16 protein-coding genes are annotated in these 21,837 nt (G+C 66.7%); 7 read left to right on the forward strand and 9 right to left on the reverse strand.

The window, feature by feature from the left end:
- The first annotated feature begins 210 nt into the window (after nucleotides 1-210).
- Nucleotides 211-2,019: a putative metal-binding motif-containing protein gene (locus tag IPG50_36920; GenBank protein MBK6697728.1), complete on the forward strand. Its 1,809-nt coding sequence runs from the start codon at nucleotides 211-213 to the stop codon at nucleotides 2,017-2,019.
- Nucleotides 2,020-2,046: 27 nt separating this feature from the next.
- Here IPG50_36920 and IPG50_36925 read toward each other — a convergent pair whose 3' ends face one another.
- The 4 genes from IPG50_36925 to IPG50_36940 form a co-directional block, all read right to left on the reverse strand.
- Nucleotides 2,047-4,086 (reverse strand): hypothetical protein, encoded by a 2,040-nt coding sequence (locus IPG50_36925; GenBank protein ID MBK6697729.1) that lies wholly within the window; start codon nucleotides 4,084-4,086, stop codon nucleotides 2,047-2,049.
- Nucleotides 4,087-4,213: 127 nt separating this feature from the next.
- Nucleotides 4,214-4,708: a hypothetical protein gene (locus tag IPG50_36930; GenBank protein MBK6697730.1), complete on the reverse strand. Its 495-nt coding sequence runs from the start codon at nucleotides 4,706-4,708 to the stop codon at nucleotides 4,214-4,216.
- A gap of 15 nt (nucleotides 4,709-4,723) precedes the next feature.
- On the reverse strand, nucleotides 4,724-5,944 hold the full coding sequence (locus tag IPG50_36935; GenBank protein MBK6697731.1) for a hypothetical protein: 1,221 nt from the start codon (nucleotides 5,942-5,944) through the stop codon (nucleotides 4,724-4,726).
- Between the two features lie 63 nt (nucleotides 5,945-6,007).
- The gene (locus IPG50_36940; GenBank protein MBK6697732.1) at nucleotides 6,008-7,696 is read right to left on the reverse strand and encodes a serine/threonine protein phosphatase; all 1,689 of its coding nucleotides are present in this window, start codon (nucleotides 7,694-7,696) and stop codon (nucleotides 6,008-6,010) included.
- A gap of 152 nt (nucleotides 7,697-7,848) precedes the next feature.
- Between IPG50_36940 and IPG50_36945 the strand changes: the two genes are divergently transcribed.
- Together IPG50_36945 and IPG50_36950 are read left to right on the forward strand one after the other, a co-directional pair.
- A complete protein-coding gene (locus IPG50_36945) occupies nucleotides 7,849-9,204 on the forward strand; it encodes an FHA domain-containing protein (protein MBK6697733.1) in 1,356 nt (451 codons plus the stop codon).
- Entirely contained in the window at nucleotides 9,201-10,046 is an 846-nt protein-coding gene (locus IPG50_36950; protein MBK6697734.1) for a hypothetical protein, read from the forward strand. The genes IPG50_36945 and IPG50_36950 overlap by 4 nt, the downstream gene beginning before the upstream one ends.
- Before the next feature lie 7 nt (nucleotides 10,047-10,053).
- Here the strand turns inward: IPG50_36950 and IPG50_36955 are convergent, their stop codons facing one another.
- Complete coding sequence (locus tag IPG50_36955) at nucleotides 10,054-10,488, reverse strand: PH domain-containing protein (GenBank protein MBK6697735.1); 435 nt, start codon at nucleotides 10,486-10,488, stop codon at nucleotides 10,054-10,056.
- Between the two features lie 65 nt (nucleotides 10,489-10,553).
- Between IPG50_36955 and IPG50_36960 the strand changes: the two genes are divergently transcribed.
- From IPG50_36960 to IPG50_36970, 3 genes are all read left to right on the forward strand, one after another.
- Nucleotides 10,554-12,770, forward strand: coding sequence for a S9 family peptidase (locus IPG50_36960; protein MBK6697736.1), 2,217 nt, complete (start codon nucleotides 10,554-10,556; stop codon nucleotides 12,768-12,770).
- Nucleotides 12,771-12,966: 196 nt separating this feature from the next.
- Nucleotides 12,967-13,299 carry a hypothetical protein gene (locus tag IPG50_36965; GenBank protein ID MBK6697737.1) on the forward strand — a complete coding sequence of 111 codons (333 nt, stop codon included), beginning with the start codon at nucleotides 12,967-12,969 and terminating at the stop codon, nucleotides 13,297-13,299.
- 119 nt (nucleotides 13,300-13,418) lie between these two features.
- A complete protein-coding gene (locus tag IPG50_36970) occupies nucleotides 13,419-14,579 on the forward strand; it encodes an acyltransferase (GenBank protein MBK6697738.1) in 1,161 nt (386 codons plus the stop codon).
- 20 nt (nucleotides 14,580-14,599) lie between these two features.
- On the opposite strand, the gene IPG50_36975 is transcribed toward IPG50_36970, so the two are convergent.
- Together IPG50_36975 and IPG50_36980 are read right to left on the reverse strand one after the other, a co-directional pair.
- A complete protein-coding gene (locus IPG50_36975; GenBank protein MBK6697739.1) occupies nucleotides 14,600-16,369 on the reverse strand; it encodes a hypothetical protein in 1,770 nt (589 codons plus the stop codon).
- 103 nt (nucleotides 16,370-16,472) lie between these two features.
- Complete coding sequence (locus tag IPG50_36980) at nucleotides 16,473-17,714, reverse strand: acyltransferase (GenBank protein ID MBK6697740.1); 1,242 nt, start codon at nucleotides 17,712-17,714, stop codon at nucleotides 16,473-16,475.
- A gap of 217 nt (nucleotides 17,715-17,931) precedes the next feature.
- Here IPG50_36980 and trxA point away from each other — a divergent pair, with 217 nt between their 5' ends.
- Nucleotides 17,932-18,336 carry a thioredoxin gene (gene trxA, locus IPG50_36985; GenBank protein MBK6697741.1) on the forward strand — a complete coding sequence of 135 codons (405 nt, stop codon included), beginning with the start codon at nucleotides 17,932-17,934 and terminating at the stop codon, nucleotides 18,334-18,336.
- A gap of 10 nt (nucleotides 18,337-18,346) precedes the next feature.
- Here the strand turns inward: trxA and IPG50_36990 are convergent, their stop codons facing one another.
- Nucleotides 18,347-19,228: a hypothetical protein gene (locus IPG50_36990; GenBank protein ID MBK6697742.1), complete on the reverse strand. Its 882-nt coding sequence runs from the start codon at nucleotides 19,226-19,228 to the stop codon at nucleotides 18,347-18,349.
- 118 nt (nucleotides 19,229-19,346) lie between these two features.
- Nucleotides 19,347-21,740, reverse strand: coding sequence for a hypothetical protein (locus IPG50_36995; protein MBK6697743.1), 2,394 nt, complete (start codon nucleotides 21,738-21,740; stop codon nucleotides 19,347-19,349).
- Between the last annotated feature and the right edge of the window lie 97 nt (nucleotides 21,741-21,837).

Consider the following 21,837-nt stretch of genomic DNA (forward strand, 5'->3'; position numbering starts at 1 on the left):
CAGCCGACGCCAGTTGCGTCCACAGGCACGCGCCAAGGACGACGAGCCGCGGCATCACGATCGCTCTCGGTCGCAAGGCCTGCAGCGTAGCGGCTGTGGTCAACCTTCGTCACCCCTGTCTCCGCGGTCGGGAGAGGTGGGCGGATGCGGTTTCACGATTTCTCGATCCCTTTGAGCGCGAGGCGACATGAAGCACGAAGAGGTCAATGCATGCGAGGACTCGGTTGGCTCGCCCTGTCGGCGTTGGGAGTGGCGGCGGCATGCGGCGCAGGCGCCGACCCGGACGCCGAAGAAGCGAGCGCTTTCGATGGCGGGGCCGTTGACGGCGCAGCGAGCGCTAGCGACGGAGACCTGACAGACGCTGCCGCCCTCGACGCCGACGCCGACGCCGGCGTCGTGGTGGACGCCGCGGTCGCAGAAGCCGGCTCCGACGTCGGCCCTGTTCCCGCCGACGCCACCGAAGCGTCGCCTGATGCGATGTCTGACGCGGCCGATGGTGGCGCTTGCATCGATGTCGACGGCGACGGCTTTGGGGTCGGCGTCGGGTGTTTGGGTGCGGATTGCAACGATAGCGACCCGCTGGTGAATCCAGCCATGGCTGAGCTGGCCGACGACGGTCGCGACAACGATTGTTCGGACGGCGACCTCGTCGCGGCCACCGCCAACGGGATCTACGTCGATGGAGCGTCGGCGAGCTGCTCGGACACCGCGCTGACTCGCGGGACGAAGGCGAAGCCCTATTGCTCCCTTGAGATGGCCGTCATCGAGGCCTACCAGGCGACCGGCGTCGGTGATCCCGTCGGGCGCTCGCTCTTCGTTGCCAAAGGCCTCTACCCACGGGTCGTCGGCTTCCCGAAGTCGACGAGGCTGTACGGCGGCTACGACAGCGCAACGTGGTCCTACGACCCGTTGGTCAACGAGACCGTCATCGGTGGCGCGGTGACGCTCGAGGACTCGGATTCAAGAGCCTGCCGCGTCGGCGCCGGTTGCGGCAACGGGTGCGCCTGCATCGACTGGGACTCTTGGATGAGCATCAACGCTTCCGCCAACGCCGTGGTGCAGGGCTTCACCTTCAAGGAGGGCGTGAGGGCTGGCAAGCCCCTCTTCGCGGTCGTCGTCAACTCCAGCGGTCGCGTCGTTCTGGCGCACAACTCGGTTCGCGCCGGCAGCGGCGCCCAGACCATCACCGTCAGCATCAAGCCGACGGCGACCAACGTGTGGTTGCTGCACAACCGCATTCACGGCGGGGCACCGCAGACGAGCACCGTCTTTGCGGTGAACAACCTGGGCAACGCCACGCTCTTTGGCAACGTCATCGACATGGGGGTCGGCGTCGCCGGGCAATACGGCGCAGCCGTGCAGAACTACGGGACCATGCGTCTCGTGGCCAACGTGCTCAACCCTGGCGACACCGGAGGCGACGCCCTCGCGAGCTACGGGCTTATCAACCAGACGACGGCCGGCTCGGCGGGCACCGCCCACGCGGCCCACAACGTGGTCTTCGGAGGTGCCGGCACTGGCGCCTCCCGAGGGATCCTCTCGAATTCACCGCTTACGCTCGTCAACAACGTCATCGGCGACCGCACGAGCGTGCCCATCGCGTGGGCGCGCCGCCCAGCCACCGACGCCATCGCCCTCGACGTGGGCTTCGCGTCGACGACGACGCTGGAGCACAACCTCTTCGTCCAAACGAGCTACCCCGACGAACCCTCGCCGCCGAACGTCCTGGCGGGGCGCTTTCTCATGGCGCACAGCTTGGCGACGACCACGAAGCTCAGCTCGCTCACCGACGTGAACGCGTGCGCGTGGACCGGTTGCCTGGCCGCTGCGCAAAACATCCTCGGCGCTCCGCTCTTCCTTGACGCGGCCAACAACTTTCACATCGCTGCCGGCAGCCCCGCCGAAGGGAAGGGGAAGGACTCGGCGCCCTACGTCAGCGGTGGTCTCGGTCGCGTGGACGTCGACCGGGCGCTTCGGCCCGCGTTCGCACCTGACATCGGCATCGACGAGAGGCCCTGACCGCTCACCGTCTCTCTGCGTTCTGGCCTACTCGCTCGGGCCGATGAGACCGTAGTGGCGGGCGAACCAGTACAGGTGGAGGAAGTCTCCGCCGGGGTTCTCGTAGCCTTCGGAGTTCAGGTACTCGCCACCGGTCATCCAGTAGTTGATGCCCGGTCCCGTCTCGAACAACGGGTAGAGGTTGAGGGCCTGCGTCCGGTTTTCCTCTGGGTACTTCATCCAGTCGCCCTTCCAGGGCACGGAGGGGTAAGGCGACATGCAGAAGTCCGGCGAGAGCCGCCGATCGATGGTGTACGAGACCTTCGGGTATTGGGCCTCGAGGAGGCGCGAGACGCCGTCCTTGATGAACGGCGATGACGGACCGGCCCCCGTGCCCATGGCGGCCTTCAAGAGGTGCCACGTAGGGAAGCGCTGCTTTTCGAGGTTCTTGTGGCTTGCGTCGATGTGCGCGCGGTAGACCGACGTCGCGTCTCCACCGAGGTTCATGCGCTCTGCGAGGAGCATGTTGATGGTGTCGCCCACGAAGGTGAGGTGCGTGCCGCTCCAATCGACGATGCCCTGGGAGTAGAAGACCGCCGTCGCCGGTAGGCTTAGCTTGAGCAACGCCCACGTGCCCTCCGCTTGCGCCTTGTAGGAGAGGTCGCCGGTCATCACCGCGTACATCCAGTTCGCGATGTGCTTGTTCGTCTGTTGGCTCGCCAGCGCGTTGGACCCGCCGAGAACGACATCGTCGGCGAGGTGCTTGGTGTTGGTACGAATCCGCGCGCACAGGGCGTCGTGGCCCGTCTTGCCGCCCTCGCAGAACATCGACCACCCGAGCAGATACCCGTAGAAGAGGCCCTTGATCATGTCGTTGTTGCCGCCCTCGAGCCACTCAAGGTTGGCGTAGGCCCCGGTGCCCGCGTGCCAGCCGGCGCCAGGGCCCTTGGGCTTGCGGAGCGTTCGCGCGAAGTGCGCCCAATCGCCGCCGGTGATCTCTTGGAGCTTCAAGAGGGCGTCGAGCGTCAAGAGGACGCGGTCCTTCGCCTTGGCGTCGCCGTTCACCTTGAAGTGGAAATACTGGCTCGCGAGGTAAACGGCGGTCCATAGAGAACCGTCGCCGGACTCCCACTGTCCCGTGTAGGGTGCACCGATCGGACCGCCGTGGGGAATCATGCCGACGTCCGGGTCAACGAAACGCGCGTCGATGTCGGCCTCGTAGCGCTCCGCCTTCTCGGCGAGCGTCCAGCGGTACGAATCGGCGCGGACGCGGGCCTCGGCGAGGCTGATGTCGTCGATGACCTTGTCGTAGACCCGGAGGGCGTTCTTGTTCGCTCGGTAGAAGGCGAAGTCGGTCATGTCGAGCACGTTGCCGTGGACCGCCGCCTGGAACTCGGGACGCGACACGAACGGCTTGACGACGTCGAGCGTGTGGTAGTTGGCGTAGAGGTTGAAGTTGGTCTGCTTCGTGGTGGCGTCGGGTGGCGCGTGCGCCGGTAGCGTGACGCGCTCGTCGATGAAAATGGGGGTTGCCGGGAGCGCCTTCCGCCCCGTCCAGCGCTCCGACAGGGAGAGGCCGGCGCCGCTGATGGTTCCCCGAAGCTCACCGCCCGTCTCGAGGGTGAGGCTCCCGGTGAGGGCCAAGGGGCCGTCTTGGGCGGTGCGCTTGAAGGTCCCCCGCCGCGTGATGAAGTCCATGCGCTTGAGCGAAGACGACAGCGTCAGCGCGGCGCCTGCCTTGGACAGCGTGCCGCGAAAGAGCCAATGAAGCTCGCGGCCGTCTTCCACGGTCGACTTGGGGTACCGCACGCTCCGAATGAAGCGGTATCCGCCCTTGTCGGGGCGCACGTCGACTTCGCCGACGAATTCGCCGCGCGCGTCGGTGCCCTCGACCGACCAGAGGCCGACGATGGGGTCGGCCGCGAGATCGGAGGGTGACGCCGGCGGTGGCTTCCCCGGAGCGGACGTCGGCGCGGGGCCGGTTGTGCCGTCGGGCGATGTCCACGAGCCTCCTCCTCCTCCTTGTTCGTACGACCCGCAGGCGAAGAGGAGCGACAGCAAGGACGTGGCCACGAGCGCGCGAGACATGCGCGCCGTCGTAGTCGAGTGGTGCTCCCCCGCAAGCGTGCATCGGCGCGAGACGTCGTCGATACGACCTCGTTTCACCAGCGAGACATGTGAACTCCGAGGCCACACTCGCCTCGTACAGGCAGCGTCAGTTGCACTCGCTCGTGCAGCTCGCCTCGACGCAGGCGGAGATTGCGTCGTATTCGCCTTGTCCCTTCGGGTACTGCGTGCCGCACGCTGCGGTGCAGGCTTTGACGCCACCGTCGGCCGCCGACGCATCGGCCCCCGCGTCATCGGGCAAGAGGACGCACGCCAAGATGCAGTTGACGTAGCCGTCGTCGCAGTCGCCGTCGGCGTAGCAGGCGTTGACCTCCGCGCAGCAATTCGCCTCCGCGCACGCGTTGCAGTCCTGGTCTTTCGTCGCGTAGGGCTTCGAGAGCTTGCACGCGGGGCCTGCGTCTGCGGCGCCGGCTTCGGACGGCGCGCTGTCGTTCTTGCGGGCCGCGTCGGCGGCCGTCGCCGCGTCAGCACCGGTCGCGTCGCCGGCGGCCGAAGGCTCTGCCGTCGCGCAGGCTACGAAAGAGACGAGCGCGGCGGCGCCGAGCCACGAGGCCGCACGCGTGAAGACGATTTGGAATTGCACGAACCTACCTGCGATTCAGTTCTTGGGGACCCACACGCGGGAGCTCGCGGGGTCAAAGACCATGGCCTGGGCGTCGACAAAGAACGAGGAGCCGACCTGCGCCGCAGGGACGGTCCAGGTGCCGATGCCGCCGCACTTCTCAGTCTCGGCGGTCTGCTCCTTCACGAAGATGGCGACGGCCGTTTCGCGACGTGCGACCGAGCCGCCCGACGCGATGAAGTCGACCTCTTGGCCGTCGGCCAGCCGATAGGCGAGGACCTTCTCGCTGAAGCCGGGAATGCAGGTCGTCAAGTACACGTCGGCGAGTTCGTCGCGCACGAGCTTCTCCGGGCCCTTTTGCGAGAGCAGCGTGAAGAGCGCCTGGTTGACGTTGATCGAGTGACGAATGAGGCGATCGTCGTAGCCCGTATCGAGCTGCGCGAGAGCGCTCACGCCGGCGACCGTGATGGGCACGGTGGGGACGTTCGGCACCGTGAAGCCGGCGGTGCCGCCGTCAGGTGAGTTGAGGACGTCTGACAGCGGCCGCAGCTTCGACAGGTCCGTCGTGTAGAAGCCCTCCGACGGAAGCGGCGAGAAGCCAGCGCCCAAGAGCTGCGGATCGGTGCAGAAGGTCTTCGGATCGCTTCGCCAGATTTGCCCGCGGGTGTAGTCGAGCGTGTACGGGTGGAGCGCCAAGAAATCCGTGCCGAGGATCCCCGCCTGCCGCGTCAGCGACGCGATCGTCGAATAGTCCGAGCGGCGCAGCGTGACGAAGCCCCAGTCGCCGAAGAAGTCGAAGCCCTGAAACGTGTGGTCGGCTCCCAGGCCGCCGTCGCCGGCGTAGCTCGCCGGCACGGGGCCCGCATCGGCGGAGAAGGCGCCGTAGTCGATGGTGGACCCGGTGGTGCCGAAGTCGACGACGAAGTTTCCGGATACGCCGGGTGCGCCAGCTTCTGCGTCGCCGGCGTCGTTGGCTCCGATGCGAATCGAGACGTACGCGCGCTCGCCCGCCACTTCGAGCGGGAGCGCGGTGCCGACGCAGCCGGGAATCGTTGGCGGCGGGGGCTTGACGAAGGGGACGTCGGCCGCGGCGTCGGACGCCGTGCCGCCGGCGTCGCGCTTGGGCAAGATGACGTATTCGTCGCCGGCCTCCGCCGGAGGAGCGGCCTCTTCCTTCTCGCCGCAAGAGGCGGTGGCGAGGAGGCCCGGTGACGCGAGCGTCACGGCACAAAGCAAGAAGCCGCGGAGCCTGGTCATGGTGGCGAGGCTATAGCCCTGCGGGGCGGCACCGACAAGGAACCCTCTCTCGGACTATCGGACTCAGTCGGCGCGGTGTTCGATCTCCGGCTGCTGACGGAAGAACGCGTTGAACTCGGGCGCGTTGAACGTCTTGTAGTCGGGGGCGAACGGCGTGAACGTCGTGCCGTCGGGACCGAGCCGGATCGTGAGCGCCATGGGGGTTACGGTGCGGTAGCTGCTGTCGGCCGGCAGATCCTCGTTGTCGGGGCCCCCCGCTGAGAACAAGGTAAAAAGCTGCGCGTCCTTCTCCTTGATGACCTGCTCGAAGCCCGCGTTGGTCTTCTCGTGGCCGCGGACGACGGTGTGGGTGCCGACGCGTTGCATGAACGAGCGCAGCTGGTGGCGCCCGAAGGCGAAGCGCGCCGAGGCGTCCTGCAACGCTGCCGGTACCACGTCGGCGGTGCTCGGGTCGCTCCACATCATTTGAAAGCGGAGGTCCGGGTCGTTGAGGCTCGAGAGGTCGGTCCACTTCTCCTTGATGCTGCGGTCGCGCGGGATGCCGCCGTGCACGAAGAAGAGCTTGTCGAACAAGAATACGTTCGGCATCGTCTCGAAGAGTTGGGCGTACTTGCGAAAGACGTCCAGCGAGACGTGTGGCTTGAGCGTGTTGATGGACTCGGCCGGCTTCACGCCGCCATAAACCTGACCCTTGAACTCCACGTAGTACTCGTGGTTTCCGCGGAGCACGACCACGTGCTCCGGCGCCGCCACGAAGAGCGACATGACGGCCCGCAGGACGCCGTTCAGGCTGAAGAGTCCGCGGTCGATGTAATCGCCCAAGAGGACGAGCAGCGGGTAGGGCTCGGTCTTTGGGGAGCGGCGATAGGCCTCGACGCGATCGAAGAACTTGGTCTGCAGAATGGTCGCCTTGAGCACGCTGTAACACCCGTGCAAGTCGCCCAAGACGGTGAGCTCGAAGCGCGCCCCCGGCGCCGGCATCATCACGTACGTGTGACTGTCCAAGACAAGCGGCCCCGGCGAAATGTCCGCGACGGTCTTCTTGCCGGCGAGCGTGCCTTGCCCCTTTTCGCGGAGCGCGTCGAGGGAGGCGAGCGTCTTCTCGATGAGCGTGAGGTCGGCCCCGATCTGCTCCTTGATGACCTCCGGGTCTCGCGAATAGTGAAGCTCGCTGGGGGCAAAGAACGGATGCACGATCTTTGCCTTCGGTAGCTCGGCGGGGCCATCGACGCGGACCGGCGGCGCCGCTTCGCCGTCCTCGTCGAGCTCGATGCCGAGATCTTCTTCGAGGAGCGCTGCCAGCTCACCGCGGAACTCCAGCTCCGCGGGGTGGGCCTCGCCGTCGGCCATGATGAGCTCGTCGACGACGCTCATGAGCTGATCCTGGTTCTCCCGCGGGAAGCCCTTGAAGATCTCGAAGCACCGCAGCTTCAGCCGACTGAGGACAAACTTCTTCGGGTCTTCGTCCTTCGACACCGGCTCGCTGAAGAGCTCGCGGATGCGCGTGTCGACGCCCTCGAAGACTTCGTGAAAGTGCTTGGTGAACTTCTGCGCGATCTCGTCGCGCGCCTGCGGCGAGGCCCCCTTCATGGCGGCATCGGCGCGGTCGCGCACGAGCTTGCCGATGGTCTGCCGGACGAACTCCTTCTCCTTCGCGTCGAAGTCACCGTCCACGTACCCGAAGGTCGTGAGGTAGAAAATGACGGCGTTCATCTGCTGTTCCGCTTCGGTGGGGTCTTTGCTGAACATCATGGCGACGGGATGATAGCGAACATCCCTCGGCACCTCGGGCGTTTCTCGACCTCGCCGGGGGCGCTAGACGAGGCCGGTCGGCCGGCGCCGTCCGGGCCGGGGCCGGTCTTGAGTTCTCAAACGCCCAAAGGGGTGCGATGCTTTCCGCCCCCATGAGCGCGTCCAGAGCGTCCGCAGCAAAGATCGCCAAGTGGCTCGTTGAGCGAAATCGCGTCGATGAAGCCGTCGACATCCTGTGCGCCTGGGCGGCGAACGGGCCCAACGACGTCGAGGGGCAGCAGCTCCTCGCGGAGGCGTTGCGTCACAACGCCGCGGCGCCGATCACGCGCATGGCCTTCGAGCGCATGGAGGGGATCGCCGGCGACCACGGCGCGCTCGATGTCGCCATCACGAAGTTCAATGACGACGCCATCGCCCGGTACCTGAAGGAGATCGCCCCGCCGGCGTTCCGCCGCGCGCAGCTCGGCTTCAACAACAACGTCAAGTACAAGGGCCGCACCTACCACGCGCAAACGGAAGACTCGGGCCTCGACAAGCCCCACGTCATTACCCACCTTTTCGCCGACGGTGGCCGCATCATCAAGAGCCACAAGCGAACCTACGCGGAGCACGTCAATCGGCCCGACGTCGGCCCCTTCGTCCGCGAGTACATGAAGCAGCAGCACATGGAGATGCTGCTCATGCTTCGCGAGGGCCGCTTCGACCTCGTCATCGAAGGCAAGGCCATCGGCGGTATCGAGACTCTGACGGAGCCGCCGAACGTCGAGGTCAAGAAGGTCTCGGGCCAAAAGAAGACCGAGCTCGGCGGCAGCATTCCGCCGCCGCCGCCGTCGGTGAAGGCGCCCGTCGCGCCGGTGGTACCGCAGAAGCAGAAGTACGGCTCGCTGTCGGTCATTCGCAGTCTGACCGGGGGTCCCGAGAGCTACCCGATCGAGGGCGAGGAGAACGTCATTGGCGCCAAAGGGGCCATCACCCTTGTGGGTGAGAAGTTCTGCCACCCGACGGAAGCCGTCATTCGCTTTCACGACGACAAGCTGTGGGTCGACGATCTCGAAGGCGGCAATGGCGCCTTCTTGCGCATTCGTTCGCGCGTCGAGCTCGAGTTCGGCGACGAGTTCATCGTCGGCGATCAGCTGTTCCGCGTGGAGCAGAACCCGGGCGCCGACGACGAACCGGGCCCGGGCCCGACGTATTTCTATTCGTCACCGAAGTGGCCTGCGACGTTCCGCGTCAACCAGGTCTTCGAAGGTGGAGCCGTCGGAGCGAGCTGCATCGCGCGCGGCGGCATGGTGCTCATCGGGTCCGCCGTCGGCGACATCGTGATCCCGACCGACCCGCTCGTCGCGGAACAGCACTGCATGGTCGAAGAGCAAGCCGGTAGCCTCCTCTTGACCGACCTCGGCTCGCGCACTGGCGTATTCGTGCGCTTGCGCGGCGAGGCCGAGATGGCTCACGGCGACGAGCTGCTGTTTGGCCGCACGCGCCTCATGCTCCAGCCGGCGTCATGACCGTCACGTCAAAGGCAAGAGCCGTCGCCAGCACGCTGCTCCTCGGGGTTCTCGTCTGGGGCGGTCGCGCCTCGGCCGACGAACCAGCGGAGGCCGTCTACCTGAAGGACGGCGCCGTCATCCGCGGAAAAATCACCGAGATGAAGGAGGGCAGTCACGTCAGCGTGGCCCTCGCGGGTGGCCAAGTGGCTCGCGTCCGTTGGGACGTGGTTCTCCGCATCGAAAAGGCGGGGGGGCCGCCGCCCGCGGCGCCGACGCCGGCTGCGCCAGCCGCGCGCGCGGTCGGGCAGAGCGCCGCGACGGCGCTGGTTCACATCGAAGCGCCGGAGCCGGTGCAGCTCGAGCTCGTCCAAGGCCGTGAGGGCCGCATCGTGTGCACGTCGCCTTGCGACATCGCGCTGCCGCTCGACGGGGCGTACCGGGTCACCGGCAGCATGCGAGCGTCGAAGACCTTTGCCCTCGCGGCGAGGGCCGGGGAGCGCGTTGTCCTCGAGATCGATCCGTCGTCGCGGGGCGCGTTCGCCGGTGGCATCGTGCTGCTTTCCGTTGGTGGCGCCACGTTCCTGATCAGCGGCCTCGTCTACTTGGTGGCCTCCGCTGCCGACGCCATCTCCGGCGGCGTCAGCGGCGTCAAGACCGGGAGCCTCGCGGGGATGGGCATCGGCGTGGCGGGCGTTGCTGGTGGCATCGTGCTCATCGCAACGAACGGCAGCTCCGGCGTCGATCAAAGGCCCGGCGGGGCAGCTCCCGCGAGCGCGAAGGTTCGCCGGCCTCTCTGGGCCGACGCGCCGACGCGCGAAGCGCCTTCCGCTTTCACGCTGCCGCTCACGTTCTCCTTCTGACCTGCGTCTACTGCTCGTAGTCGACGACGCGGACCCCGCGGCGCCGCTTCTCGTCTTCCGTCGCCTTGCGCAGCGCCTCGTAGAGCGCGACGACGTCGGTGGGGAGGCCCCGGAGCGTGAGCTCGCGGCTCGTCTTGTCCATGGCCTCGAGCGTCAGGTTGCCCGTGCCGACGATGCGCTGCATGAGGGGGCGGTCGACCACGTAGTCGTTGATGCGGTAAAGATCGATCTGGTCCATGCGCTTCGAGAGAATGCCCCGCTCAACGATGACGCGCTGGGTGGTGATGCGGTAACGAACGCCGCGGGCTCGCAGCCAATACACGAGAGCTCCGATGCCCAGCGTGACGATGGCCACGAGCCACGCGCCGAGCGACGGCAACGTGGCCGGGTGGCCTTCGAAGAGGACTTGCTCGTCTTGCGCGGAGGTCACGGCCGTCGACATCGCGCGAGGTTATCAAAGTATCAAAGGGGCCGCCTGCGGGGCGGGAGGCTTTACACTGGCCGACGATGCGCTTCGGTCGCTTGTCCGCCCTCGTGTTCACTCTCGGCGCGTGCGCTGCGGCGCCGGAGGTGGCGCTGACGACCCACGTCGCGCCGCCGACTGCCAAGGGCGCTCCGGTGTCGCCCGAGCCCAAGGCGACGCCGCGGACGGAGGCGGCCTTTCCGCCGGCGCCCGTCGCGCGCCGCGAGGCGAAGACGTTCACCGTGCACGGCCGCACCTTCACGGACGACTACGCCTGGCTCCGGAAACGAGACGACCCGGAAGTCCTCGCCTACTTGCGGGCGGAGAACGCCTACGCCGACGCCGTCGTGGCTCCCATGAAGCCCTTCACCGACAAGCTCTACGACGAGATGGTGGCGCGCGTGCCCGAAGACGACGTCTCGGCGCCGGTCCGCGAGGCGGGCGCGTTCTACTACCACCGCACGCTAAAGGGGAAAGAGCACATCGTCCTGTGCCGGAAGGTTGGGCACCTCGACGCGGAGGAGCAGGTCCTCATCGACCTGAACGCCGTGGCGAAGGTCTTCAAGTTCGCCGGACTCGGGGAGCGAGCCGTCTCGCCGTCGGGCAAATACGTGGCCTTCGGCGTCGACAAGGCGGGGTATCGGCAATACCAACTGCAGATCGTCGAGGGAGCCACGGGCCGCGTGCTCCAAGACACCGCCCCGCGCGTCACGAGCCTCGCCTTCGCCGACGACGACACGCTCTTCTACACGGTGGAGGACGCCGTCTCGAAGCGCTCCCATCGCCTTTACCGCCACACCATCGACAAGGCGGGTGGCCAGAAGGGCGGCGGGGAAGGTGGTGCCTCCGACACGCTCGTCTACGAAGAGCCTGACGAACGCTTCGAGATCGAGATAGAGCGCCTTCGCGGCGGAACCTTCCTCGCGCTCAACATCGAGAGCCACACCGCCAGCGAGACGCGGCTCATTCGAACGCAGACACCGCGGCAGGCGCCGCTCGTATTCCGCGCGCGCAAGGCGGACCTCGAATACACGGTGGACCAACAGGGTGACCGGCTCCTCGTTCGGACCAACGACCGCGGGAGAAACTTCCGCGTCGTCGCCGTGCCCGTGAACAAGCTCGACGCCGAGCCGAAGGAGCTCATCGCGCACTCCGATGACGTCATGCTCGAGTCGTTGGAGGCGTTCCGAGATCACTTTGTCGTGAAGGAGCGTGCGCGCGGCTTGCCCCGGCTGCGCGTCGTCGGCGCCAAAGAGACGCACGTCGTCACGATGCCCGAGGCCGCGTACGAGTTGAAGCTCGACGGCAACCGCGAATACGACACGAGGCTCTTGCGCTTCGTCTATCAGTCGCCGACGACGCCCGCGCAGACCTTCGACTACGACGTCGTCACGCGCGAGCGAAAGACCGTCAAGCGCGCCGAGGTTCGCGGCGGCTTCGACCGCGAGCGCTACGAGGTGCGGCGCATCGAGGTGCCCGTTCGCGATGGCGTGAAGGTCCCCGTCACGATGCTCTCGCTTCGCGGGACACAGCCCGACGGCAAGAGCCCCGCGGTCTTGTACGGCTACGGCGCCTACGGCTACCCGACGCCCGCGAGCTTCTCCTCGGCTCGCCTTTCGCTCGTCGACCGTGGCGTGACCTGGGCCATCGCCCACGTCCGCGGCGGCGGTGAGCTCGGCAAGCGCTGGCACGACGATGGGCGCATGGCGCACAAACACCGGACCTTCGAAGACTTCGTGGACGTGGGCGAGCACCTCGTCAACGCTGGCTGGGCCAAGCGCGGCGCCCTGGGGGCGTGGGGGGCGAGCGCCGGCGGTCTGCTCATGGGCGCCGTCGCCAACCTGCGGCCAGACCTCTTTCGCGTCATCGTGGCCGAGGTGCCGTTCGTCGACGTCGTGAGCACCATGCTCGACGAGACCTTGCCGCTGACCGTGGGCGAGTTTGAGGAGTGGGGGAATCCCAAGAAGGCAGAGGAGCTCGGCTGGCTCGCCGCCTACAGCCCGTACGACAACCTGGCCGCCAAGGCCTACCCCGCGATGCTCGTCCGCTCGGCGTACAACGACAGCCAGGTGATGTACTGGGAGCCCGCTAAATACGTCGCCAAGCTCCGAACGCTGAAGCAGAGCTCTGAGCTGCTCCTCATGCGGATGATGCTCGACCCGGCGGGCCACGGCGGACGCTCGGGTCGTTACGAGAAGCTGAAAGACACGGCGGCCGACTACGCCTTCGTCCTGTGGCAGCTCGGCGCCTGGCCCGGCTGAGCGCGGGAGCACTCCGGCCAGGACACTGGCGCCGGCCTGGCTCGTCGCGCCTGATAGGCTCAAAACGACATGATCCCGCGCCCCGGGCGTCGAGTGTCACCCTCGAGCGTCGCGCTGGGCCGCTCCTGAGACGGTAAAACGATTGCACGTGGCGGCGTTTCGACTAAAAGAGGCGTGCCGAAGGAGTGTGAGGGTCATGAAGCAAGCGCATTACGCCATCTCCAGCCTGCTGATTGTGGGCGCCCTCGTGGCGGCTTGCGCGTCGAGCGAAGAGACCCCCGCGGACCAAGCTCCGGCACCCGACGCCGCCCCGTCGACGTCCATCAAGACCGACGCCGGCCAGGTCGTTGAGACCTCGACGACCAAAGTCTGCGCTCCGAGCTGCAAGACCGACAACGAGTGCCAAACGACCTGCGATCCGAAGGCCGGGAGCCTCTGGTGCTGCGACACGGGCAGCGGAACCTGTTACCCGCCGTCGGGGTCCACGTGCCCCGTCCCCGACACCGACTCGGGCGCTCCGGCCTACTGAGCGTCGCTCGCTGTCCTGGTTCGGTCTGTCAGTCTGGTGCCATCGGCCTGCTTCAAGCGGCCCGGTTCAACGCGCCTGCCACGGCCTCGGCGCCATGGTGAGCGGGCCCTCCGTGTGACGTGAAGAGCTTCTTCGGCCTCGAGCTCCTCGACAACCGGTACGCGACGCTCCACGGGCTTCGCGTCTTCGCGATCCTGTCGGTCATCCAGTTTCACGTCACGTGGGTCTTCGCTGGCGAGCAGGGCATCCGCATCGACCGTGACATGTCAGCCTTCTCGCTGACGATCTTCTTCGGGATGGACCTCTTCTTCATCCTGAGCGGGTTCCTCATCGGCTCCATCTTGCTCTACTCGCTCGAGCAGAGCGGGACGCAGAACCTTCGGCGCTTCTACCTCCGCCGCATCTCGCGCACCTTTCCGTCGTACTACCTGGTGCTCACGGTTCTCGTGCTCGCGACCACGCTCACGCCGATGCAGCGGCAGCACGTGCCCTACGAGTACCTCTACGGCACGAATTTCGTGTCGCTACGGCGCGAAGACATCGTGATGTTTTGGGGGTGGTCTCTCGCCCTCGAAGAGCAGTTCTACCTCACGGTTCCGCTCTTCTTCTTCATCCTCTATCGGCTCCGGAGTGATCGCGCCCGCGTCGCCTTGCTCGTGAGCGTCTGGGCCCTCGCGCTCGTCATTCGGCTGTTCATCTACGTCAAGCGCGGCCCTTGGACCGATCTGGCGCTCTACGAGGCGCTCTACTTCCGTCCCCACACGCGCTTCGACACGCTCGTCTGCGGGGTGCTCTTGGCGTTCGTCCATCGTCGCTACGGCAGCCTCATCGGCGACTGGTTCAAGGCGCCGCTCCACCGGGCGCTCGTGGCCATGCTCTCGCTCACGTGCCTCTGGCTCCTGATGCGACCGCAGATGTTCGGCTCGGCGCATGTGCAGCTCGTCCATGTCTTCGCGTGGGGCTCGGTCACGAGCGTCATGTATTTCGGGTGGCTGCTGCTCCTGCTCCACAGCGACGGGGCGCTGCATCGTCTGCTCTCGCTCGGGATATTTCGGCGTATCGCCACCTTGGGGTACGGCGTTTACCTCGTGCACATTCCGCTCCTCGACCACGTCGTCGTCCCCGCCGCGCACGCCCTTCAGGAGCGCCGCGTGCCCATGTTGCTCATCTGGCCTGTCTCGCTCGCCGCCGTCTCCGCGATGTCGCTGGCGGTCGCGTACCTGCTTCACATCTTCGTCGAGAAGCCGTCGCTGAAGATTCGCGATCGCATCGCCGCGTAGTCCGCGGCTGGCGTGCCCGATCAATCGATGGGGAGGCCTTTGCCGATGGGCGGCAGCGCGATCTCGACCATCTCTTTGTAGGTGTCGGCGACCCAAAGCATCTCTTCCGGGTTCTCGTCGAAGTCGACGCGGATGCGCCAAGGGCCGATATCGTTCATCTCCAGCACCGTGACCTTGATGCCGGGACCGGGGAGCACGTCGCCGACCTTGAAGGGGCGCGTGTCGTCTCGGTAGAGGTTGCGCTCGCCGGCCGGGTAGAGCGCGCCGGTGCGAGCGGTGACGAGATCGATGGAACGCTCCCCAGTGCGCAGGAGCAGCACGCGCCCAGATTGCGACAAGACCGTCCAGGAGGTCGCCGGGGCGCCGCGCACCTCGAGCGCGAAGGGCGCGAAGTACACGAGCGGCGAGCCGCGGACGACCACCAGCGCGCGGCCTCCCTTCGGGTCCTTGGCCTTGGCGAGCACGTCGACGCGATCGGCGAAGTCTTGTGCCGCGGCACGATGGTGACGCGCCTCCAGGAATGAGGTCCCCGGGCCGTGCACCAACTGGGCAAACCCAAGGAGCAAGGCCGCCCCGCTCGCGAGGGGGTCGAGCTTTGCTGCGCCTTCACGCGGGAGCCAAGCACGCTCGATGACGACGGCGCTCGTGAGCGCGATACCAACCATCGACGCCCCAAGCAGGCGCATGGCAGGAACGACGGCCAACGTTGGGACGAGCGCGAAGAGCGAGCCCAAGAGGAGCCGCGTGGCCTCCTCTCGCTGGCGCTCCGGTAGCGAGCGAAGCGCGTCGCGTATGGGCCGCGCGACGACCATCGCAGCCATCAGAACGATGGCCACGAGTCCCCAACGTTCGGCCGTCGTCTGGAAGGAAACGGAGCCGATGGTGAGCCAGCCGTCGGAGAGCTGGGCCACGAAGCGAAACGGCGCCGAGCGAAGGAACGTGAGCGGCTCTCTTAGCGGGTCGGCGTAGAACCCCGAGCCCGCGGCGCCGTAGTGGAGCGCCGTGCGCGCACCCATGTAGACGCTGGCCGGGATGAGGAAGGCGAAGATGCCGGCGGCTCGCCGCTTTGGCGAGGCGCTGCGAACGACGAGGGAAGCGAGCACGTAGCCGAAAAACGCGAGCCCGTATTCGCCGCCGCCGAGCAGCGCGAAGAAGAACGCCAGCGCTGCGAGCGCCGCGTGTTTGAAGCGCCCTCCGTCGAGCAGCGAACGATGCGCCGAGAGGCCCAGCGTCCCGAAGGTGATGGCCAGGAGCGCCTCGCGGTTGGCGATCCAGGCGAGCGGCAACGAGTGACACGGTGAGAGCGCGAAGATGGCCGTCGCCAGGGCCGCTTGGCGCGGGGAGAACGAGCGCAAGAGGAGCCCGCGGACCGAGAAGATCGCGAGGACCCACCAAAGGAGCGAGTGAAGGTGAAACGGCAACGGCGCGTGCCCGAAGAGCCGGTGATCGGCGTAGAGGAGCGCGCTCGCGAGCGGCCTGAAGAAGCGAATCTGGAGGTCGGGATGGAACCACCAAGGCAGGAGCCCCCGCGGGGCGAGGAGCGCGTGCGAGCTCGGCTCGACGAAGTCGTAGAGGTTGGTGGGCCCGCGAAGGGCGGGGAAGCGACCTTCCACCATGAGCGACTGGGAGAAGTCGTCGAGGAAAAACCCCGTTCGGAGCGACGCATAAAAGAGAACGATGCCGAGCGGGATGACCACCGAAAGGCGGAGCACCCACGGGACGGCGTCAGGGGCGTCGGCTTCGCGGCTCGCGCCGAGCGCCGGAACGTTGTCGTTTAGGGGAGCCGTCATCGACCGTGAAGAGGCGCGCGCGAGGCGCCAGCGGAGCGTTCCCGCAGGGCGAGCATACGCGCGACGGGTGCCTTCGGGCCATCACGACGAGCGACTTGTCGCCTCATCGCGTGAAACGGACGTGCCGCCGCAGGTTCATGAAGGGCCGCTCGATCGCCATGGAGACGACGAAGGCCGCGGCGAAGGTGAGCGCGAGGTCGGCGGGAATGAACCACACCATCGGCGACGGCGCCGCGGCGGCCCTCGCGGCCAACATCGGGTGGACCTTCATTGCAACGATGGGGTTCAGCAAGTAGGCGGCGTAGGCGAGCTGCGCGAAGGGGAAGAGCAGTCGCGACGACAAGGCTCGGCCGATGCGCCGGCCAAGGGGGTGGGACGACAGGGAAAATAGCAGGACGAAGGCCGTCGAGAGTCCGAAGACCGTCCGGTAGCTCGCCAAGAAGAGGATCTCCAGCGGGCGGGGCGAACCGAAGGCGAGGGGCCAGTGCGTCGCGAGAGCCGCGAGGACCAGGGCCACCAAGAAGACCCCGCCGCCCGCGGCGCCGGTCTTCGCGAGCGCGTTCATGACACGCGGCCTTCGGTAGAGATCCGCGGCGATGACCCCCGCCACGAGGGGCCCCACGCGCATCCAGGGCTTCGAATAGAGGGCGTCGTACGCGGGCGCCCAAAACTCCAGCGGCCTCGTCAAGACGATCTCCGAGTCAGCCACATGAAAGCCGCGGAGGTGAACGACTGCGCCGGCCACCGCGACAAACGCCAGCAGCAGTAGCGCTAGCACGAGCAAGCGTCGCGCCGCGCTCGCGCGAAAGAGCCACGGTGCCGCGAGGTAAAATTGCTCCTCGATGGAGAGCGACCAGGTCCAGCCCATGTTCACGTTCAAGATGGGCAAGAGGTTCGATACGTAGAGGAGGTTGGCCCAGGCGCGGCCCGGCGGTTCGCCAAGGACGACGACGTCGAGCAGGGTGGCGACGACCAGCGTGGGCCACAGCCGCATGAGGCGGCGGGCGAGGAAGCGCCCGACGCGAACGGTTTTGGAGGCGCGACGCTCGTCGTGGAGGATGCCGCCGATGAGAAATCCCGAGAGGACAAAGAAGACGTCGACGCCAAAGTCGCCGCGCCAAAGGGGCAGCATCCACGGTTCGTGAAGCAGCTCCACGTAGCGCGGCAACGGCAAGGCGATGAACGCGTACCAGCCGGCGTGGAAGAGAAGGACCCAAAGGACCGAGAGGGCTCGCAGGCCGTCGAGCGGGCGAAGGTGCGCGTCCTTGTTCGGCGCGACGAGAATGTGGCGCGCGTTTTCGCGGAGCGAGAACGACTCCCGGACAGCGGCAAGAGAGAGCGGCACGTTTCGCGTGGAGTTTCGCAGGGGTTTCCGACTTTCGCCACGACCATCGCCGTTGGCCGGGCCCGCGCGGAGGCCTCACGAAGGCATCGGGCCACCGACGCGGGGGCTCGCCAATCGCGCGGGGACGCCTTAGGTTGACCCGACCGCGCGACCCTCGCGCAGAACGCACGGGGCGAGGCGCCCGTCCCGGATGTTAGCCAAGGCGCTCGGTGTTTCGATGACGCAGCAAATCACTTCGGAAAATTTCGAATCGATCGTGGCCAAAGAGGGACTTGTCGTCCTCGACTTCTGGGCGAGCTGGTGCGGCCCCTGCCGCACCTTCGCTCCCGTGTTTGAAGCTGCGTCGGAGCGCCATCCGAACATCACCTGGGGCAAGATCAACACCGAGGAGCAAGAAGAGCTCGCCGGGGCGCTGGCCATCAAAGCCATCCCCACGTTGATGGTCTTCCGGGACGGTGTCCTCATCTTTCGAGAGTCGGGCGCGGTGCCGGGACCTGTCCTCGACGAGATCGTCGAGAAGGTCTCCGCCCTCGACATGAACGAGGTCCGCCGACAAATCGCTGAGCACGAAGCGGCTCACGCGCGCGGCGAATGCAGCCACGACCACGGCCACGAGCACTGAAGCGCGTCGTTCAAAAAGTGACGTGAAGAGAGAGGCCCGGCGTTGGGAGCACGTCCTTCGCCGTGGCCCAGGTGCCGCGCTCGGCGTGACCGACCTTGGCGAGCGCCAGCGCTGGTGGCGCCGAGAGCCCGGTTACTCCGGGAACGAGCTCCACACGCGCGCGGTCCGGCCGCGTCGCCAAGATGGTTCCCACGATGCTGCTCGCGACCACGATCCCGGTGCCGATGAAGAGCGGCGCAAAGTCGAACTTCTTTGTGCAAGTGCCCTTGGAGCAGTCTTCTGACGGGTTGAGTAGGGGCAGGAACATGAGCGTGAGGCCCGCCCCCAGGCCGGCGATCAAGACGACGATACCGGCGGTTCGTAGCCCCGCGCGCGAGCTGTATTCGCCGTTCAGTTGGCTGGGCCCGCTAGGCACAACGACGCGCCGCGCGATGATGGGTTTGCCGTCTCCGCTCGAGAGCGCAAGCTCGTAGGTGCCGGGAGCAAGCTGGGCCGTGCAAGGCGCCGTGCACAGAGACTTGAACGAGTGCTCCTCCGAGATGCCTGAAATTCGGTAGCCCGTAACGACGCCGTAGGAGCTCCCGGTGACCACGTGCAGCGTCAAGTCGGAGGTGCCTCGAAAGGCGAGCGTGGCGCCGCCTTCTGGGGCGCTGGCGGGCGCGGCCGCCGCCTTGTCAGCGCCGGCGTACTCGACCTCAGAGAACGCGAAGCGCTTCTTCTCGCCAGCGAGGACCACGATCTCCACGTGGTCGCCGGGGACCAGCTCGCTGATGGTTCCCTTGTAGATGGCGCCGCTCTTGAGGCGCACGACGTCGGGCGCGCCTTGCGCGGAGGCCGTGGTCGAGGCGAAGAGCGAAAGGGCGAGCGCTGCCGCGGAGAGGACCGTCTTCATCGTGGCGAGCCTACCTCGACTCGTAACCCTTGTGACCCTCTCCAAACGCGCGAAGCCCTCGCTCCCGAGGGAACGAGGGCCCGCGGGAACGAGGGCTCGCCAGCGCTAGCTTCGGCGGTCAGTCGTCACGGACCTTGATGGTCCACTGGTTGAAGTGGGCGCCGCCCTCCTTGCAAGCGGGGCAATTGTAGATCTCGTCGGCGGAGGCCGTGGAGACGGCTCCCTTGTCGACCATCGTCATGCTCACGAAGGCCTTCTTCTTGGGAATGACGCGGGAGATCTCGACGCTGTCGCCGGTCTTGCGCCAGCCTTCCGCACCTTGCTCAACGACGGGGCACTTCATCTTCGTGTCGCTCGTGATCTTGCAGACGCCGTTCGGACCGACCAGGTCGAAGGTGAACGTGGTGTCCCACTGCTCGCCGTTGGCCTCGGCTTCGTGGCGCTTCACTTCGCGCGAGTCTTTGGTCTCGAGGAGAACGCCGCGCTTGGGCGCGCAGGTGGCGCGGGCGCCGGCCGCTTCTCGGTAGAGCTTGGTGCAGGCCTTGTCGTAGTCCTTCACGTTGAGCGCCTTCCACTCATCCTTGAGGCCCCCCGCGCTCTCAGCGGCGCCGTTCATCTCGGGCGTGTGGAAGACGAACATGAGGTCCTTCGACTCCTTCGTCGAAGCGCGGACCGAGACTTGCGTCCCCTGGCCCATGCTGCGCTCGCCGATCTCACGGCGGTTCTCGTCGATGCCGTTCGAGAAGGGGCTCGCGTCGAAGCGCCGGTGCGTGCGCTCGCGCCCGTTGGCGACGGCGTAGTGATCGTAGGTGCTGGTGTCGGCGCCGCCTTCTTTCCATTCGCGGAGCTTGCCACCGAAGCCGGCGCAGGCGCTCTTGCGGCTGCCATCGGCGGCCGTGAGGATGTCGCAGTTGACGACGGTGCCGACGTAGATCATGTCGACGTCGCCCTTGGCCGGGAGCATCGGCAACATGCGCGGGTCGGCGGCCCATTGGCGGTGGTCGGCCTCGTCGAGCCAAATGCGCGGGCCGACGAACTTGTTCTTCACCGTCGCGACTTCGAGATCGCGCAGGACCTGCATCGGCGCCTTGTCGGCGGTGGCGATGCGTTCGCTCTCGACCTCGGCCTTGATCTCAGCGTTGCGACCGAGCCAGGCGGCCGTGTCGCTCGCTTTGAGAGCGTACGCGTCGGCCCAAGCCTTGAGGCGCGCTGCCGTGACGACCGGCTTGTCGGTCGCCAAGTGGGCGCGCCGCTTCTCGGCGTTCTCCGCGTCGCTGAACTGGAGCTCTGCGAAGCCGTTCAGGATGGCGCCCTGGAGCCCCTCGCTGGAGATGATGGCTTTGCGCGAGGGCTTACCGGCTTCTGCCACCGGCGGCAGCGCGGCGTAGATGTTGTCGACGAACGACGTCGCGAGCTCCGTCGGCGTGTACGGCTCGTAGATCAGCCGCTCGGTGGCCGGTGCCGCTAGGCCTTGCGTCTCGGCGGGCGCCAGGATGTTCGCCTTGAGCACGTTGCCTTCGACGTGGCCCGTCTCCTCGCGCGAGTAGCCGGCGGCGCGAAGCATGTTGGCCTTGAGCGGGTAGTTCACGCCCAGGTTCAAGTTGGTGTACGCGAGGCCCGAGCAGTAGACCTCGGGGATGTCTTCGCCCTTGAGCGCCTTCTCTTTGAAGGTGCGGAGGTCGGCGACGGTCTGCAGGCGAAGGTCGAAGAAGTCGGCGAAGGGCGAGCGGTCGTCGGTGATGAAGCCCCAGTTGCGGGCGTTGAGGCCGTAGGCCTTCGACGTCTCCGCCGACATACCCTTGGGGCGATAGCGGAAGATGTGGAAGGGCGTCTGCCGGTCGGGGCTGTGGTTGAACTGCGGCCCGTAGTTGTTCGGGTTGTCGATGTGGTGCCGGGCGATGACCTTGCCCTGCGCGTCCTTGTACTCGTAGTACATGGCCACGTGGCTCGTGCGCCGATCCATGAGCGACTTCTGGTCTGACTGCTCCGGGTGGAAGTAGACCATCACGTCGCCGTTTTGCATCCACTCGGCGATGTGCTTCTGGTCGAGCGGGTCGGTCTCCTTGAGCATCGGGATGATGTTCAAGCGAAGGCCCTTGACGCTGGTGTTGGCCTCGGCCCCTTCAAGCCTGACGACCGGCGTCTCTTCCGTCGGTGCGACGAGCGAGTGGTCATCCTTGTAGCGGAACGCTTGGTCCCACACGATGAGGCCCTGTTGCTCCATCGCAGCGCACGCGGCCGCGGGCTGGCCTTGCGCGTCCACCTTGCAGAGGCCGGCTTCGTGGGGCGCGAGGCCGAAGAAGTACTTCGACGTGCAGCTCTGCCCACCGCAGTAGGAGGCCTTCACCTTCTTCATATCGACGATCCAGTCGCCGGGCTTGCTGATGGTGACGGTGCTGAGCGCGCCCTCGTCGTCCTCTTCGGTTGCCTCCTCCGTCGACGAGCACGCGGGTGCGAGCGTCGCGAGAAGTCCCATCGCCCAAAGAACCGAACTGTTGCGGAGCCAGCTCATGATCATCCCCTATTCAAGGTCGTCTGTAGCGACGACACCCACCCTGGAGCACGTTCCGGGCCACGCCTTCTGCGGGGAAAATCGCTGAGAAACGTTG

This window comes from Myxococcales bacterium (genome assembly GCA_016703425.1).
Lineage (GTDB): Bacteria > Myxococcota_A > Polyangia > Polyangiales > Polyangiaceae > JADJCA01.

Coding starts and splice junctions, on each gene's coding strand:
- IPG50_36960 (MBK6697736.1), top strand. CDS start 10,554: ATGCGCTTCGGTCGCTTGTCCGCCCTCGTGTTCACTCTCGGCGCGTGC.
- IPG50_36925 (MBK6697729.1), bottom strand. CDS start 4,086: ATGTCTCGCGCGCTCGTGGCCACGTCCTTGCTGTCGCTCCTCTTCGCC.
- IPG50_36945 (MBK6697733.1), top strand. CDS start 7,849: ATGAGCGCGTCCAGAGCGTCCGCAGCAAAGATCGCCAAGTGGCTCGTT.
- IPG50_36995 (MBK6697743.1), bottom strand. CDS start 21,740: ATGAGCTGGCTCCGCAACAGTTCGGTTCTTTGGGCGATGGGACTTCTC.
- IPG50_36990 (MBK6697742.1), bottom strand. CDS start 19,228: ATGAAGACGGTCCTCTCCGCGGCAGCGCTCGCCCTTTCGCTCTTCGCC.
- IPG50_36940 (MBK6697732.1), bottom strand. CDS start 7,696: ATGATGTTCAGCAAAGACCCCACCGAAGCGGAACAGCAGATGAACGCC.
- IPG50_36955 (MBK6697735.1), bottom strand. CDS start 10,488: ATGTCGACGGCCGTGACCTCCGCGCAAGACGAGCAAGTCCTCTTCGAA.
- IPG50_36965 (MBK6697737.1), top strand. CDS start 12,967: ATGAAGCAAGCGCATTACGCCATCTCCAGCCTGCTGATTGTGGGCGCC.
- IPG50_36935 (MBK6697731.1), bottom strand. CDS start 5,944: ATGACCAGGCTCCGCGGCTTCTTGCTTTGTGCCGTGACGCTCGCGTCA.
- trxA (MBK6697741.1), top strand. CDS start 17,932: ATGACGCAGCAAATCACTTCGGAAAATTTCGAATCGATCGTGGCCAAA.
- IPG50_36950 (MBK6697734.1), top strand. CDS start 9,201: ATGACCGTCACGTCAAAGGCAAGAGCCGTCGCCAGCACGCTGCTCCTC.
- IPG50_36920 (MBK6697728.1), top strand. CDS start 211: ATGCGAGGACTCGGTTGGCTCGCCCTGTCGGCGTTGGGAGTGGCGGCG.
- IPG50_36975 (MBK6697739.1), bottom strand. CDS start 16,369: ATGACGGCTCCCCTAAACGACAACGTTCCGGCGCTCGGCGCGAGCCGC.